The following is a 17,750-nucleotide window of genomic DNA, read 5'->3' on the forward strand; positions in this document are numbered from 1 at the left end:
TTTTTGTTTGCTATATTTCTCTTAAAAGATCAATATAGAATTTCATTTTAGTAATATTTCATAGGCTGACTTTAATAAATATTAATTAAGGTATCTTTTTAATGGATTTAAATAGAATTGAGGTTGAGTAAATGAAGTTAACAGAAGAAGAATTAAAGGCAATGCTCATTTGTATTGATTATATTGTAACAAAAAATCAATTTGATGCGGATTTACAGAAAAATATGTCAAAAGAATTTAAACAAAAGATTCATCCTCTTATAACAAGGTTAATAAAAAATGATACTTGTCGTACGAAAGATATCACTCAATTATATATGAAGGTGAGTGAGGAGTACTTAAAAATCATTACTAGTTAAAAGATGAATATGTAAAGCGGTTTTTATATTGATAAAATAAAACATGTTGTTTCTATTTGTTAAGAGATAAAATTAAACTTTTGGTTTATAATGATTTGTTATAAGAAAATCTTTAAAGAAAGAAATAATTGACTAGTTGATAAAATTTTTTTAAAATAGATATCTGAACTTTAATTTATGTTTGATTATTCAGAATATTCCAGTCATTCATCGGTGAAGGTACATCAAGGAGGAGTTTATTTTGAAGGGGAGTTTATTTAGAACAAAATCTATTGAAAGCATGTTACAATCCGCTTCAAGTAATAGTTCATTAAAACGTGAGCTAGGAAGTTGGGATTTAACATTTTTAGGGATTGGAGCGGTTATAGGTACAGGAATTTTTGTATTAACTGGCAAAGGGGCATTAATGGCTGGCCCAGGATTATCAATCTCATTTGTCATCGCAGCGTTGGCTTGTTTATTCTCTGCACTATCGTATGCAGAATTTGCTTCAACAGTACCGATATCAGGTTCAGTGTATACGTATACTTATGCTACACTTGGTGAATTGTTTGCCTGGATTATTGGATGGGATTTAATATTAGAGTATTTATTAGCAGTTAGTGCTGTTTCTGTAGGTTGGTCTGGATATTTTCAATCGTTTTTAAGTGGAATTGGTCTTCAGTTGCCTATAGAGCTAACAGCTGCTCCTGGAACAATTGAAGGAACAACCACTTATTTTAATTTACCCGCTGTTTTAATTGTACTAGCTATTACTTTTTTACTATCTATGGGGATAAAAGAGTCAAAACGTGTGAATAACATATTGGTTATTTTGAAAGTGTCTATCGTACTTTTGTTTGTAATTGTATCTATGTTCTACGTTAAACCAGAAAACTGGGTGCCTTTTTTACCATTTGGATTTGAGGGAGTATTTCAGGCTGCTGCTCTAGTCTTTTTTGCCTTTGTGGGATTTGATGCCGTTGCATCAGCTGCAGAAGAAACAAAAAATCCAGGTAAAGATATACCACGAGGAATAATTAGTGCCTTAGCGATTTGTGGAGTTTTGTATGTAGTAGTTACTTTGGTAATGGCTGGAGTTGTACCATTCCCACAATTTGAACAAGCTATCGATCGTCCTGTAGCACTCGTTCTACAAATGGCTGACCAAAATTGGATTGCAGGAATTATTTCTGTTGGTGCGGTATTAGGTATGACAACTGTAATGCTTGTTCTGTTATATGGACAAACAAGAATTATGTATTCTATGTCTCGTGATGGCTTGATTCCAAAAGCCTTTTCTAAAGTACATAAAAAACACCAAACTCCATATGTTGGTACATGGATATTTGGAATATTGGCGGCTTTTCTTGGAGGATTTATATCGTTAGATAATCTTGCTGAGTTAGTAAATATCGGGACGCTCTCTGCTTTTGTTCTCATTTCTGTTGCAGTTATTGTTATGAGAAAAACAAAGCCTAATTTGAAGAGAGCTTTTAAGTGTCCATGGGTCCCAGTTATTCCAATTCTAGCAATATTGTTTTGTGGTTTCTTAATGCTTCAATTACCACAAGGAACATGGATTCGTTTTATCATTTGGCTAGCTATTGGATTTGTAATCTACTTTAGTTATTCCCGTAAGCATTCTAAACTAAATGAATAATGGTTCAAACAGATGTGGATTTTTCCGCATCTGTTTGTTTTTAGTACTAAGGTTCCATATAGGCCATACTGTTAATATAGTAGTATAGTTCAATTTTTTTCTTTCTATCAGAATTGATATTGTAAACGTTTCGAAAATGAAATATAGTTTACTAGAAAATATTACTATGGAGGAAAAATAATGAAAAAGGCATTTCGATTAAGTATTGTAGCTTTCCTTGCTCTATCATTAGTATTCTTGAGTGTGGATATGAAGCAGTCAGTGAATGCGGCAACAACATCGACAGCGACCGTAACAGCGAATCCATTAAATGTTAGAAGTGAAGCAAGTACCACTTCAAAAGTAGTTGGATCATTAGCAAAAGGTACGAAAATACAAGTGGTTACGAATACGAAAAATGGTTGGTCACAAATCATTTTCAAAAATAAAAAAGCTTATGTCGCAACTCAGTATTTGAGTTTTTCTAAGCCGGCAACTAAGCCGTCGACAAGCATGAAAGCTACGGTAACAGCGAATCCATTGAATGTTAGAAGTGCTGCTAGTCCTTCAGGAAAAATAGTAGGTTCTTTGAAGAAAGGCACTCAAGTTAACGTTTTAGCAAAAATGGCAGGTGGTTGGTCACAAATAATATTTAATAATAAAAAAGCTTATGTAGCAACGCAATACTTAAGTTTTACTACTTCAACCACTCCTAAAATGGCTGTTAATAAAAGCGTTTATACAAGCGGATTGGAATATCCACAGATCTCGGGTCTACAAACAAAATCTGCTCAAGACAAAATTAATAGCACAATGAAAAACGAAGTATTGATTGCAAATAAAGTATTACAAAAGGGCTTAGAAAATCAAAAGCATATTCTTAATCAATATGGATATGAACCTATCTACTTATATAACACAACCTATAAAGTGAGCTACAACAAAAATAATATATTAAGTATCGAATTTTATTCGTATGAGATGGAAGGAGATTCACTTCCATTTACAACTGTTAAAACTTTTAACTTTAACTTGAAAACGGGAAATTTAATTTCTTTAAATAATGTAGTTAAAGCTAATAGTAAATATTCAAATATTCGCAATTATGTGTATAAAAACTTAAAGAATAAAGCTGGTTATTCAGTAACAAAGTTAAGCGATGTTGTTGTAAATAATAATACTCAATATGTTTATACAGATAATGGGATTAAACTGCTATACCAATTATATGATATTGCACCATATGCAACAGGGATTCCACAAATTAACGTACCAGCTTCTGTATATAAATAAGAAAAAGGCATGCTGACCGTAAGAGTTTTTTACGGATCACATGCCTTTTCTCAAATTAGAAGCATACTTATGATTCTCTAACAGAATCTAATAGGTTAATTGTATCGATTAGATGATTATTAAATATCTTCTTGGCAACATTTAGAAGATCGATGATTAATGGATCTCTCAATGAGTAAACGACCTTGTTACCTTCTTTTTTTCCTGTGACAATATTTTTTCCACGTAAAATCATTAGCTGTTGAGAAACTGAGGAACCTTCAATACCTAATAGATTTTGAAGCTCATTCACATTTTTTTCTCCTTCTGATAGCAATTCTAGAATGCGAATGCGTAGGGGATGTGATAAGGCTTTAAAGAAATCGGCTTTAAATTGCTGCATCTCCGTATTCATTTTGATCCTCCATTATTTTTCCTGCTGATTGTTCTGATTTAATAGTAACACAAGAAAGTTTTTTACATTCTTTAAAAGCGAAATGTCTACAATTATGACAAGTTTCATTGGAAATCAGTGAAATTCCATAATGGATTGCTTTGTTTGTATCATGGAAGAAGTGCTGTTTACCAATCTCGTTATAAAGTCCTGTTAATTTAACAATTTCTAATGGCTGACCATGCAATCCAGCTATTAAAACTTGGCAGTCATTTTTTTTCAGCTGTGAAATAATACTTTTTAAGTTGTTTTCACCTGTCGTATCTAAATGAATGAGTTTATTCATTTTCAAAATAACAACCTTAGGATGTAAATGTATCGAGTCTAATACATAATAGACGAATGTTTCAGCTGCCCCAAAGAAAAGAGATCCTTCTACATCAAACATACTAATTTGTGGGCAATAGTGTGAGTCGGTTACAGCATTAGGGCTTATTTTGCCACCTTTTTTATTTATGTCTGGCAAAACGTGGTGAACCTTAAAGACCTCACTCATTCGTTTTGCAAAAAGAATAACAGCTAGTAACAGTCCGACTTCAACTGCTACAGTTAAGTTTACAAAAACAGTTAAAACGAAAGTTAACATAAGGACGATGGAATCTCCAGTTTTTGTTTTTAAAATGTGGATGAATTCCTTACGTTCACTCATATTCCATGCAACTACCATGAGAACTGGTGCTAAACTTGCCAATGGAATCATGGAAGCGTATGGAGCAAGAATAATTAAAGTGAGAAGCACAACAATACCATGGATTACACCCGCTACACGAGTTTGTGCTCCAGTTTTAATATTCGTTGCTGTTCTAGCAATAGCCCCTGTAGCGGGTATACCACCAAAAAGTGGAGTAATCATATTGGCGATACCTTGTCCAATGAGTTCTTTATTACTGTTATGTCTTGTGTTTGTCATACCGTCTGCGACAACAGCAGATAATAACGATTCTATTGCACATAGCATAGCTATAGTGAATGCTGGGCGAATTAATTCAATAATTTGAGATAAATTGACGTCAAAAAATGAAAATTTAGGTAATGTACTTGGTATCGTTCCATATGCTGACCCTATAGTTGCCACTTTATCAGGGAAAAAGATCGTTGCAATGACGGTTGAAAATATAATCCCGATAATAGCTGCTGGGATTTTAGGAGCGAATTTTGGTGTAAGTATAATAGTTAGTAAACATATAAGTGCAGTTATAATGCTAAAAAAATCTATCGTCGAAAAATGAGTTATTATTTCATGAAGATTCTCGTGAAAATATTCTTTACTAGCTACGCCGTCTAAACCTAGGAATTTAGATACTTGCCCGATGAAAATGGTTACTGCAATACCAGCTGTAAAACCAATGGTAACGGGACGAGGTATATACTTAATAAGAACACCTAATTTGAATACACCCATTAGTACAAGCATAATACCAGCCATGAATCCTGCTATCAATAATCCATCATAACCATAAGTAGCGACAATCCCAAATAGGAGTGGTATGAAGGCACCGGTCGGACCTGATATTTGAAAACGGGAACCACCGAAGAGTGATACGAGTATACCTGCAATAATAGTTGTGTATATACCGTATTCTGGTTTCACGCCTGAAGCTATAGCAAAGGCCATACCAAGAGGGATTGCAATGACACCGACAATAACTCCAGATAATAAATCTTTTTTGAATTTTTCTACAGAATAATTGTTAAACCAATCGGCAAACAATGGTGAATCATCTCCTATATATTTGTATATTCAAATATTTGAACATACAAATATTACTCCAGTTTTTATGTTTTTTCAATATAATAATATGAATTTTTTATTACAGATAATAAACTTTATACTAATGAAAAAAGAGTGTTAAACAATGGCTTTGTTTAGCACTCTTTTTCGTGTATTCCTATATGGTGGTAGGTTACTTTACCTCATTAGTAGTAAATGTTCTACTCATTATAACAATCAAGTTTTCTTATGTTTTCTTTCGTTCTACAAAGTCATGTTTTGGTTTGTTGATGGATACTTGTGTGTTCATTCATGTACTCGTACTTTAAAATCGTGAAAAATTAGTTTGACTCACTTCACTTTCAAATCTTATTTCATTTCTTAGCCTAGTGTTAATTTATTCTTATGATGGTTATACATCATATTGAACAATCTCACTACAAAGTCATTTCTTGAAATAAAAGGTTCGTTCATCTTTTGCTTTTCACAATTTATATCAAAGTAACCAGCCACCAAATTCTTTGACGAGAATCTTATTACTGCCTCGTCATTTGATATATACCCATTTTATAAAAATGTAATCCTTTTTAATAAGGTTGTTTTTAAAAAGTTTTTTTATATGTTCAGTGAATAATATGAGAATGAAGAGTTTAAGTGGAGCGTAAGGTGCGAAACTCCTGTGGGATTGGCAGACAGGTGAGACCCCAAAGGCATTATATACCGAGTATGTTCACTACCCGCCCCGAGTAAAAGCAACATCTTGAAGCGGAATTTAAGTAAACCCATATTCACTACTGGTTCATAGGCAACAAAATATTTTAAAATAGCCTTTTATAAAGAATTACCATTTTTTATAAACAGAAATACCATTTTTTATTGTTTCTAATACTTGTATATCCTTAATCTTCATTGGTTCTATTGTTAGAGGATTACTATCAATAATAATGAAATTAGCTTGTTTACCTTCTTTAATAGATCCCTTTTCGTTTTCTTCGAAATATTGATAAGCACTATTTTGGGTTACACCTTTAATGGCATCTAATGGAGAGATCTTTTCATTTTTTCCAAGAGTAATGCCTTTTTTCGTTATTCTATTGACAGCACACCAGATGGAATGAAACATATCTGGGGGAACAACAGGTGTGTCTTGATGTAAAGTATAAGTAATGCCTTTTTTTATCGTAGTTTGGACTGGACTAATACGCTCAGCTCTTTCTAAACCTAGATTTTGTATATGTACATCTCCCCAATAATAGGTATGGTTGATAAAAAAAGAAGGAATCATGTGTATTTTTTTCATTTTGTCGAGTTGATCATACCGAACTGTTTGTGCATGAATCATCACTGGGCGAATATCTTTTATTGAGGAATGCTCTTTTAATTTTTTTTCAAAACATGTAATGAGCTGTTCTGCTGCAGCATCACCATTACAATGTGCTAATAATTGCATTTCTTCATTTAAGGCGGTTTCAATAAATTGTTCAACCTCTGAATCTTTATAAACTGGGTAACCACAATAGTTATCTGTCGCGTTTTCATAAGGCTCAGACAGCCAGGCTGTTCTTCCTTGTGGAGAACCATCGAGAAAAATTTTATATCCGCCTATTTTATAATGATTAACATATTGACCGATATACGCCTTACGGTCTTGAATGATATCTTTGCTGTTTTTTAAATCAATATAACCGACAACATCAATTCTTAATCGTTTTTGATCGGACATCGCTTTTAATAATTGATCTTCATTGTTATTTACCATGCCATCTTGAGCGGTTGTAATACCATAACTGAAATAAATATTTTGAGCTTCATCTAATAGCTGTAACATTTTTTCTTGTGAGGGCTGAGGGATTTTGCTTGAATTGTGGATGAAAGCATTTTCTTCTAAATAACCATTAGGTTCGTCACTTTCTTTGATTCTGCCAATTCGTCCGCCATCAGGATTAGGTGTTTCCTTATTAATATTTAGTTTTTGTAGTCCGAGGGAATTAACAACACCCATGTGCCCGGAAGCATGAGAGATTATTATAGGGTTTACAGTAGAAACTTGATCTAAATCATTTTTTGTCAGAATATGTTTTCCCAGGAAATTATTCTGATCATAGCCAAATCCTATAATCCATTCTCCAGAAACCAATTTTTTTGTTTTTTTAAACGCTTGAAGTCTCTTTATCACATCTTGTATACTTTGAGCTTCATTCAATGGTACTAATCTTAGAGTATTAGCAAATGCAGTAATATGACTATGTGCGTCAACAAATGCAGGCATAAGCGTTTTTCCGTTTAAATCAATTATTTCAGTATTAGCGCTTTTATAAAGAAAGACATCTTCTTTTGTTCCTACTTTATAGATTAATCCGTTCTTTATGAAGAGAGCTTCTGCATACATATTATCTTCCATTGTGATAATATCAACCGTTTAAAAAAATGGTTTCTTTCATAAGTAATCTCCTTCCATTGTGAATATAGTGTAAGTATTCAGCTTTTGTTTAAATACTATTCAATCATTATGGCTAAAGACAAACTTTTGAGATGAGTATAAAAAATAAGATAAAATTTGAGGTCATCCAATGGATGACCTCAAATTCAGATATATAATTTAAAAATTTTACATGTTAAGTTTAGGTGGTAGGCTGCTTGATAGTCGAAGTAAATTTTTTACACTACGTTGAATATCCGTTTTAATCAAATAATCGCATTTTCATTTGAAGGTTGTTTTTGTGTTAGAAAGGAAATATCTATTGTTTTTTCCCTGTGTTTTCTAGAACTATTATGTGTTTGATCATTTGGAAATGAAGTAGATATTTTCTGCTTTCATATTTAATGAAATAACCAATCTAAGATGAACTGTTCTTCAATTCCATATACGTTGTTTATTTCTATTACTTGGCTTCATATAACAACTGTAAGTTTAATAGCATGTCATATAAGGTCTAGTAAAATAAGAAAATTAAACATATATGCTTTTTCGAAACATGCGATATAGCATTTGAAAATCGGAAATAACAAGGCTGTACAGAATTCAGTCTAAGAAGTACAACCGTAGAAAATTTCATTAGTTGTTCTTCATAATTCTTAAGCAACCAACCACCGTGGTTCTTTCAACGAGATGGTTTATTATCTCGTTACTTTTATATACCCTCTATAATGAGTATTAATCCTTTTTTACCATTTTATTTTTTAAATTTGGCTGTATTCGTAAACTTTGTTGCTAATGAACAAACTGTGAGTGTCGATTTTAAACTGCTTCAGGTTGCTCGCTTTCCGCGGGGCGGGCGGTGAGCCTCCTCGGTGCAAGCACCTGTGGGATCTCACCTGTCCCGCTGCTCCCGCAGGAGTCTCGCACCTTACGCTCTATTCAACTTCTTTTTCAACAGAGTATTTTCAAAAAATGAATCCAAAAACAACAATCTTTTAGAAACCAGCCTAAAATTTAGAAGGATGTACGAAAAGATGGTTGTTATTTAAATTGTTCGATGAATAAAATTAGTGGATGTTTGGAGCGGAAGGCGCATACTGCAGTGAAGACAGTGGGGTAAGGGAGAATTACAGTAGCAATATACCAAGTAGGCTGATTTCCTGACAAGGGAAAGTCGAGGAGAATTTAAGTTAACGTATACTCACTTCTTGTTCATAGACATTAAAGATTACATAAACAGTTATTTAGAAAGAAAAAGATATAATGGATAAGATATATCTCTAAATACAACGTGAATCATCCATATTACTTGCCTGCCGTATCAAATCAAAAAGAGTCTGTCTAAAAAGGGATTTTCATTCTCTTTTTAGACAGACTCTACGCTTAGAATTGTATTAAAAAAAGTATGTTTAGCTGACTTTTGCTTGTGCTTGTTTAGCATCAGACAAGGCAGGTCTTGTAATAGAATATACAGCGCAAATAAAGGCAATAACTACGATAATACCTCCGAACCAAGCATTATATGATACTGGGAACTTCTCGATTGTCATTCCACCAATGCCGGACCCTAATGCAATTCCTAGCTGAAGAGCCGAGTTATTAAAACTTTGCTGAATACCTGCTGATTCTGGTGCTGTTTGTATTAAGTAACTCTGTTGGGCTGGGGATAGAGCCCAGCTTAGCATTCCCCAAATAATTAATGCAATAGGGAATAATAATGGAATGTGAGTAGAGAATGGCAATAGGAATAAAATAATGGCAAATGTACCAACAAAAATAAGGATGCTTTTCTTTGTTCCAATACGATCTGCAAAAAATCCGCCGACGCCTCCTCCACATACTGCTGCAACACCAAAAACGAAATAAGCAATACTAATCCATGTTGCACTTAACTGGAGAGTAGATTGCAAAAAGGGAGTGAAGTACGCGTACAAAATATAATGCCCAGCTAAAACTAATACGGTAACCAAATGGGCACTTATGATTTTTCCACTCTTTAATGATGCGAATTGCTGTCTTAATGGAATTGAGTTTTCTGGTGGCAATTCATCGATAAAACGATAAATAACAATCATTGAAACGAGTGTTAAAATGGCGATTAGTAAAAAGATAATACGCCATCCAAATTTGTCACCAATAAGTACACCAATTGGTACACCTAATACAAGCGAAGCGCTAATTCCCATAGAAATAAGACCAATTGCTCTAGCTTGATATGTTGGTTTAACAATTTTAGCTGCAATAGTTAGAGAAAGAATAATCAATAATGCAGCACTGGTAGCTGTAAAAATACGAGCTAGTATAAGCATTGTAAAATTTGGACTTAAGAAAGATAAGATATTTCCAATAAAGAAAACAAGTAATGATAAAAGATACAATCGTTTCCTTTCAATCTTAGCTGTAAGTGCCAAAAGGGTAGGACCAGCAATGGCTAATACTAAGGCAAATATGGTAATTAGTTGTCCTGCAGCACTTACTGTCACATGTAAGTCTTCAGAAATTAATGGTAAAATTCCTCCAACTACTAATTCGACCATTCCGACTACAAATACGGAAATAGCTAATATATATACTCTAAAATTCATTTATTAATCCGCTCCTTTCGTTTTTTACCACTGTTGTGGTAAAAAACCGACTATAACAGATTAACCGAAGAATGAGAGATTAGCAAGATTATTTTTACGTTTTTTGTCAAAAACTTAGTATCGTAACTTTGTGACAATGCTTTTAATCTCAGGATCAGACATTAACGTATCGTAGTATTTATCGATGATTTTTGTAATAGCAACATCATGATTGAAGAATTCAGTAAAAAACTTAACAAAAGGTTGAGATAATGTTCGAATCGCCTGCCATGATTGATCTTCAACAGTAGCGAAAATCATTTCTTTATGATCCACAATAACTAGTTGAAAGCGTTCTAAGAAAATATCTTCTTCAGTAGGAATGAAATAGTTTAAATTAGCTAAATTAGAAGATATTTTCCCTACAACATGTGCTTTCACTTTAATACCTTGCTTCTCTTTTTCTTCTAGTAAAGGGAGATACGCTAGGAAATCATCATTCCATGCAGATATCGTTATCGCTGTTTGTGCATCTTTAATCAATTTTTTATTTTGAGCCTGGATGGATGCTTGCATTTTAAAGCTCCATACTCGATCATCTGAAAATGTTTTTTTAGATGTACTTTCTTTAAATTTTGCAATGTTTTGTTGGAATTGAGCAGTTAATCTTTCGACCGCTAGATCTAAGGGCAGAGCACTGTACATTTTTTTCTTTTCTGAAATGGCCTCCATGATCATACCTTTGTCGATCATTTTTGCTAATACTTCATAAATTTTTGTTTTTGGTACATGTGAATGTTTGGAAATTAATGCAATCTCCAATGGTTGTTCACTTGAGACAAGCACTTCGTATACTTTACTTTCATATTGGGAAAAACCGAATTCTTTTAACATAAATCCTCCATTTTGAATCTTGTTTCGATAAATGTAATGTAATAATCTCAGCTCTGACTGTAGTTGAATCAATTACAATTAAAAAGGACATAATTTCAGTTACCATCAATATCTGATGGTTATTTTACTTTATAGGGTTTATCATAAATATCTTTTGATAAATACACAAGTAAGCAGGTTGATAAATTGATTAGAGAACAGCAAAAAAAGTGGCGTGTTTATCGCCACTTTTTCGAGAATAAATGATATGCGTTCCTATATTTCATTCTGATTTACTGTATTTCTTTAATGCATTTATCACTTCTTGTTGTCTTTCTTTCGCTCGATCATAATGTTTGCTTAAGGCGTAAGAGCTTGGAGATTGAGGTAAGCCTGCTAATAAGGTTGCTTCGTCATAGCTAAGGTCAATGGGTTGTTTATTAAAGTAATTTTGACTAGCTTCTTTAATTCCGTAATTTCCATCTCCATAATAGATGATGTTTACATATAGTTCTAATACTTCATCCTTGCTATAATGCTTTTCTAAATCGCGTGCTACAAACATTTCTGCTACTTTTCGTATGTAGCTTTGATCGTTACTGAAGTAGAGATTTTTAGCTACTTGTTGCGTTAATGTACTACCCCCTTGAACGATATCTTTTTGTAGCGTATTGACAATTGTAGCACGTACTAAAGAGATAAAATCAATAGGACCATGCTCATAAAAACGATGATCTTCAATTGCCACAATTGCTTCAAGAAATACGGGGTTTATTTCGTCTAATGATTTATAGTGAGTACTGTCTCTAATAGAATCCACTTTATCTGTTAAATTTATTTCATTTATTGCACTTTTATACTTGTTATAACCTAACGCGAGGGCAATAACGAGACAAAGAATACATATAAATAAGATCAGCTTGATGACTTTCATGATTAGTTTTTTCATCGATTTAACCTCTTATAGTTGGTTTATTTTTCATTATTTTACCGATAATCGTATTTGAAATACATAGTAATGTTAAAAGTAATACCTCACTTCTGTTACGATGTACAAATTAAGGTCGATTGGATCATAAGAAGCGAGACTCCTGCGAAAAGCGAACCGCCTGAAGCAGTATTCAACTCAGCTTATAACTTGTCTATAAGCAACAAAGTATGTGAATTAGCCAATTCCTAAAAACATGGATACTATGCAATCATTTTATGGGAATGTATCTGTTAATGCTATCGATAAACATGACAAAACCCTTACATAATTGTAAGGGTTTTTGAGTGAAAAAGTAAATAAGATGGTGGTAGGTTGCATGAATTACATAATACGTTTCATTTTATAAACAAACTATTATTTAACTGTGGTACAATCCCATTTCATTTAATCATATTGTACTTAAATGGAAGTTAGTTAGAATAACTAGTCATTCCATTTTTAAAATAATTATATGAAACACCCCTATGGAATCTAAGCTTTCTTCCTAATCCCCTCATTTACTTACGTTTTTTGAAATGGAAGTCTAACAAGATACTATCCTTATACCAACATTTTGCTTTGTAAAGGAGCGAGTTTTTAGTTAAGCATTAAATAATCTTGTTAGGGTATGCCTTTATTCGTTAACACTTACACAATTATTAAAATCAAAAGATCTTCGAGTCACTATTCGATTTCATTCATTTCGTAAATAAAATGGTAGTTCTTCTAATTTCTTTATCTTTTAAAAAATTGTGATGTATCAACTTTATAAATGACATCCTTGCTTATTACCTGTGATTCTTTACAAGGTATCGAAAAGAACCTTGTAAATTGATACCGATGGTAGAAATCATCATAAGCTATGTTTCTTGATGTATCTCCATTTAGTAGCAACCAACCACCGTAAATGCTATGACGAGATGTTTTATTACCTCGTCACTTATCTATACCCGCCTTACAAAAAAGTAATCATCTTTTTAAAAAAATTTATTTGAATTTGTGTCGATTTCGTACTTTTTCATTTTTTTATATAAATTAGCACGAGACATCCCCAACTTTTTGGCAGTTAAACTCTTGTTTCCGTATGTCTCCTTTAGCATTTGCACGATACGTTCCTTTTCTAAATGTTTTTTTTCATCTGATAAAGTGGAAATTTGAAATGAAACTGTTGCTGTGTTCTTACGGGTGTAATGTGTTACATGCGAGAGATCCACTTGCGTTATTTCACTATGCTCATTAAGGACGACCAAACGTTCGATAACATTTCGAAGCTCCCGAATGTTTCCTGGCCATGAATATTCTTGTAGAGCCTGTTTTGTTTCAAAAGTGATGCTAGGAATAGGCTTTTGATAAGTGAAACAAAGCTCTTTTAAAAAGATGTTAGTTAAGTATAGGATATCATCTACTCGTTCTCTCAATGGGGGAATGGTTATAGAAAAAACATTCAAGCGGTAATATAAATCTGCTCGAAAAGATCCTTGAATGATCATTTGTTCAAGATTACGATTGGTGGCGGCAATGATACGGATATTAACGTTTTTTGCTGATTGTCCGCCAATTCGATAAAGTTCTTTTTCCTGTAATACACGTAGTAATTTAACCTGCATATCAAGAGGAAGTTCGCCCACTTCATCTAAGAAAAGAGTACCGCCATCCGCTAGTTCTATTTTTCCAGGTTTACCGCTTTTTAAAGCTCCAGTATAAGCCCCACTTTCATAGCCAAAAAATTCACTTTCAAATAAGGCGTGTGGAATCGCACCACAGTTAATGGGGATAAATGGTTGATTATGACGTAGACTTTCTTTATGAATGGCTTGAGCAAACAGCTCTTTCCCTACGCCACTTTCTCCATTAATGAGAACGGAAGCATCTGTTTTTGCTACTTTTTTCGCATTTACTATCATTTGCTGAATGGTTGAATTATTCCCTTTAATGCTTTGGAAAGCATCATTTAAATTACTTTGATTCATTTGTTGTTTCAATTGTTGAAGTTCTTTGGATGTGGATGTTAGCTGCTCATTTAATTTAATTGTTGTAGTAATGTCCTTTTCAATGGATATAGCCCCAATTAATTGGTGATTTTCATTATAAATCGGTTTGGCATTAATAAGTACATGTTTATTCGGTCTAGGAATATGATACATATCAATTATTGTTTGTTGAGTTTGTAGCACTTGTAAATTCATTAAATCATCTTGATGAAAAAATTCTTTAATGTTCTTACCAATAATATCTTCTTTTTTTATGTGATATGTTTTTTCAGCAGCTTCATTCCAGTAGACAGTTTCTTCATTAGTATTAATTACAGTCACCGCTTCATCTGTTACTGATAGCAATGTTTGCAAAGTATTTTTAGCAAATGAATTTTCAGTAATCATATTATCACCTCAATGAATGTATACTCTGTCTATTAAAAAACACACTGTAGACACTTTTGTATCTAAAAGGATACAGAGTATTGGTCTGAATGTCTACATAATTTACGTAATATTAGTAATTTTTCTTGTTTTTGGAATTTGGCACGAATTTTGCATTGATAAGAGTATAAATATCGTCAATTTTAGTAAAAGGGAGAGATAAAAATGACTACTTCATTAAATCAAGAAATTCCAGTATACAAACATGAGCCATTTACAGATTTTTCGTTAGAAGAAAATAAAAGAGCTTTTGAAGAATCATTAGCATATGTAGGGACACAATTAAATCAGCATTATCCATTGGTTATTGGTAGTGAGCGCATCATAACAGAAGATAAAATAGCGTCTGTTAACCCTGCAAATATTAAAGAAGTGATTGGTTCAGTTTCGAAAGCGAATAAAGAACATGCTGAAAAAGCGATGAGTATAGCACTACAAACATTTGAATCATGGAAGCATGTAGCACCAGAAGAGAGAGCAGCCATTTTATTTCGTGCAGCAGCATTGTTACGTAATAGAAAACACGAATTTTCTAGCTATTTAGTGAAAGAAGCAGGAAAACCGTGGAAAGAAGCAGATGGTGATACAGCTGAAGCCATCGATTTCATTGAGTATTATGCTCGACAAATGTTGAAATTGAAGGATGGGGTAGCTGTTAATAATCGTGAGGGAGAAGAAAATTCTTTCAATTATATTCCACTAGGTGTAGGAGTTATTATTTCACCTTTTAATTTTCCGTTAGCTATTATGGCAGGTACGGCTATTGCTGCAATTGTAGCTGGTAATACAATCCTTTTAAAACCTGCTAATACAACGCCTGTTGTAGCAGCAAAATTTGTAGAACTGTTAGAAGACGCCGGTCTTCCTGATGGAGTACTAAGCTTTATTCCAGGTAGCGGAGCAGAAATTGGGGATTATTTAGTAGACCATCCGAAAACTCGCTTTGTATCATTTACAGGCTCTCGAGAAGTAGGTTGTCGTATTTATGAACGAGCTGCTAAAGTTCACGAGGGACAAATTTGGCTTAAACGTGTCATTGCTGAAATGGGTGGAAAAGATACAGTTGTTGTTGATAAGGAAGCGGATCTTGATTTAGCAGCAGCATCTATTGTGTACTCTGCCTTTGGTTTTTCAGGACAAAAATGTTCGGCGGGTTCAAGAGCAGTTGTTCATCAAGATGTATATAATGAAGTATTAGAGAAAGCGATTACTTTAACAGAATCTCTTGTAGTTGGCGATCCTGCTGATGGTAGCACTTATATGGGACCAGTTATTGATCAGGCTGCTTACAATAAAATTATGAATTATATGGAAATAGGGAAAAAAGAGGGACGCTTAGTTGTTGGGGGAAATGGAGATGATTCTAAAGGGTATTTTATTCACCCAACGATTTTTGCTGATGTTGATGAGAAATCAAGATTAATGCAGGAAGAAATTTTTGGGCCTGTCCTTGCATTTTGTAAAGCAACAGATTTTGAACATAGCATGAAGATTGCTAATAATACAGATTATGGTTTAACAGGAGCATTCATCTCGAATAACATGGAATTGATTGAAAAAGCAAAAAAAGAATTTCATGTAGGGAATCTATATTTTAATCGTGGTTGTACAGGGGCAATAGTTGGTTATCAGCCATTTGGTGGATTCAATATGTCAGGTACTGATTCTAAAGCGGGTGGACCAGATTACTTAATGCTTCATATGCAAGCAAAAACAATGAGCATCATGTTATAAGCATTTTAAGAATGGTCGTTAAAGAGAAAGTAAATGAAGTATATAGATTAGCATTATAGGGGTTAATTACTAGGGATCATACGGAGGGGAAAGGTATGTTTGCGGAACTATCCAAAAGCTTTTTTATGTCTGTTTCACAAAATAAGCCTTTAAATAAAGCAGCAAAGAAAGTAGGATTACGTTTTGGAGCTTCACAGGTAGTGGCAGGTATGACGATTGAAAGTGCGATTCGTAAAGTGCAGGAGCTAAATGCAAAAGGCTTAGTTTGTACACTAGATCACTTAGGGGAATTTGTCTCAAATCGAGAAGAAGCGATAGAAGCAACAGAATATAACATTCGAACCCTAGAGGCTATTGCGGCAGCGGGAGTAAATAGCAATTTATCTGTGAAAATGACGCAACTTGGTCTTGATATCAATCGAGATTTTTGTTTAGACAATATGAGAAAAATAGTCGCGACTGCCAAGAAAACAAATAATTTTGTTCGAATTGATATGGAAGATTATGCTCATTGTCAAATGACACTTGATATATTAAATGAACTTCGACAAGAATTCAATAATGTTGGGACAGTAATACAAGCTTATTTATTTCGTTCCAATCAAGATATAAGCGATTTAAAAGGAGTTCCACTTCGATTAGTGAAGGGTGCATATAAGGAAGCACCTGAAGTCGCTTATCAAAAGAAAGATGAAGTAGATGCAAATTATTTAAAAATTATTCAAGCACACTTATTAAACGGAAGTTATACTGCGATTGCCACACATGATCATGAAATAATTGCAGCCATAAAAACATTCGTAGCGGAGCATCAAATTCCAAACGAACAATTCGAATTCCAAATGCTCTATGGATTTAGAACAGATTTGCAATTGAAATTGATTAAAGAGGGCTACAAAATGCGTGTATATATTCCATTCGGTGATGATTGGTTTGGCTATTTTATGCGTCGACTAGCTGAGAGACCACAAAATGTATCATTTGCTATAAAAGGATTATTTGGGAAATAAAAAAGAGGTTTACTCAGGTAGTGACCCCTTAAAGTTAGAGTTTTTATTACGCAGCTGATTGGCTGGTTTGAGTTCGGTATTGTACGGGACTTAAACCAGCCAATTTCTGCTTAATGCGTTTGTTGTTATAGTAATCGATATACGCTTCGATTTTTCGTTTTAACTCATCGTACGATACTAATTCTTCTCCATAATACATTTCTTGTTTTAAAATCCCAAAGAAATTTTCCATTGTCGCATTATCTGCACAGGTTGCTTTTCTAGACATACTCTGAAAAATATGATTCTGCTTTAATGTTTGAATCCATTTGTTGTGCTGGTAATGCCATCCTTGATCTGAATGATA

At 33.5% G+C, this 17,750-nt stretch carries 13 protein-coding genes; 5 read left to right on the forward strand and 8 right to left on the reverse strand.

Annotation, left to right across the window (positions count from 1 at the left end; all coding sequences use genetic code 11):
- Positions 1-131: 131 nt before the first annotated feature.
- The 3 genes from BN349_RS02715 (at position 132) to BN349_RS02725 (ending at position 3,273) form a co-directional block, all read left to right on the forward strand.
- Positions 132-359: a hypothetical protein gene (locus BN349_RS02715; protein WP_019240739.1), complete on the forward strand. Its 228-nt coding sequence runs from the start codon at positions 132-134 to the stop codon at positions 357-359.
- Between the two features lie 241 nt (positions 360-600).
- Positions 601-2,001 (forward strand): amino acid permease, encoded by a 1,401-nt coding sequence (locus tag BN349_RS02720; protein WP_019240740.1) that lies wholly within the window; start codon positions 601-603, stop codon positions 1,999-2,001.
- A gap of 180 nt (positions 2,002-2,181) precedes the next feature.
- The gene (locus tag BN349_RS02725; protein ID WP_019240741.1) at positions 2,182-3,273 is read left to right on the forward strand and encodes an SH3 domain-containing protein; all 1,092 of its coding nucleotides are present in this window, start codon (positions 2,182-2,184) and stop codon (positions 3,271-3,273) included.
- Between the two features lie 67 nt (positions 3,274-3,340).
- Here the strand turns inward: BN349_RS02725 and BN349_RS02730 are convergent, their stop codons facing one another.
- The 7 genes from BN349_RS02730 to BN349_RS23155 all read right to left on the reverse strand — a co-directional run bounded on the left by BN349_RS02730 (position 3,341) and on the right by BN349_RS23155 (position 14,621).
- Positions 3,341-3,667, reverse strand: a complete 327-nt coding sequence (locus BN349_RS02730; RefSeq protein ID WP_019240742.1) for an ArsR/SmtB family transcription factor — start codon at positions 3,665-3,667, stop codon at positions 3,341-3,343.
- Positions 3,642-5,417 carry a SulP family inorganic anion transporter gene (locus BN349_RS02735; protein ID WP_019240743.1) on the reverse strand — a complete coding sequence of 592 codons (1,776 nt, stop codon included), beginning with the start codon at positions 5,415-5,417 and terminating at the stop codon, positions 3,642-3,644. The genes BN349_RS02730 and BN349_RS02735 overlap by 26 nt, the downstream gene beginning before the upstream one ends.
- 841 nt (positions 5,418-6,258) lie before the next feature.
- Positions 6,259-7,818, reverse strand: coding sequence for an amidohydrolase (locus BN349_RS02740; protein ID WP_148335377.1), 1,560 nt, complete (start codon positions 7,816-7,818; stop codon positions 6,259-6,261).
- 1,427 nt (positions 7,819-9,245) lie between these two features.
- Positions 9,246-10,421 (reverse strand): MFS transporter, encoded by a 1,176-nt coding sequence (locus BN349_RS02745; RefSeq protein WP_019240745.1) that lies wholly within the window; start codon positions 10,419-10,421, stop codon positions 9,246-9,248.
- Positions 10,422-10,535: 114 nt separating this feature from the next.
- A complete protein-coding gene (locus tag BN349_RS02750) occupies positions 10,536-11,294 on the reverse strand; it encodes a TrmB family transcriptional regulator (RefSeq protein ID WP_019240746.1) in 759 nt (252 codons plus the stop codon).
- Positions 11,295-11,556: 262 nt separating this feature from the next.
- Entirely contained in the window at positions 11,557-12,222 is a 666-nt protein-coding gene (locus tag BN349_RS02755) for a biosynthetic peptidoglycan transglycosylase (RefSeq protein ID WP_019240747.1), read from the reverse strand.
- A 998-nt stretch (positions 12,223-13,220) separates the two neighbouring features.
- A complete protein-coding gene (locus BN349_RS23155; protein WP_019240748.1) occupies positions 13,221-14,621 on the reverse strand; it encodes a sigma-54 interaction domain-containing protein in 1,401 nt (466 codons plus the stop codon).
- Between the two features lie 204 nt (positions 14,622-14,825).
- On the opposite strand from BN349_RS23155, the gene pruA reads away from it, so the two are divergent.
- Positions 14,826-16,394: an L-glutamate gamma-semialdehyde dehydrogenase gene (gene pruA, locus BN349_RS02765; protein WP_019240749.1), complete on the forward strand. Its 1,569-nt coding sequence runs from the start codon at positions 14,826-14,828 to the stop codon at positions 16,392-16,394.
- Between the two features lie 95 nt (positions 16,395-16,489).
- On the forward strand, positions 16,490-17,404 hold the full coding sequence (locus BN349_RS02770; RefSeq protein ID WP_019240750.1) for a proline dehydrogenase family protein: 915 nt from the start codon (positions 16,490-16,492) through the stop codon (positions 17,402-17,404).
- Positions 17,405-17,450: 46 nt separating this feature from the next.
- Here the strand turns inward: BN349_RS02770 and BN349_RS02775 are convergent.
- Positions 17,451-17,750 (reverse strand): IS3 family transposase (locus tag BN349_RS02775; protein WP_019240751.1); only part of this gene is annotated, 300 nt, incomplete at its 5' end.

Origin of the sequence: Bacillus sp. AP8 (assembly GCF_000321185.1) — a bacterium.
GTDB lineage: Bacteria > Bacillota > Bacilli > Bacillales > DSM-1321 > Bacillus_AD > Bacillus_AD massilioanorexius.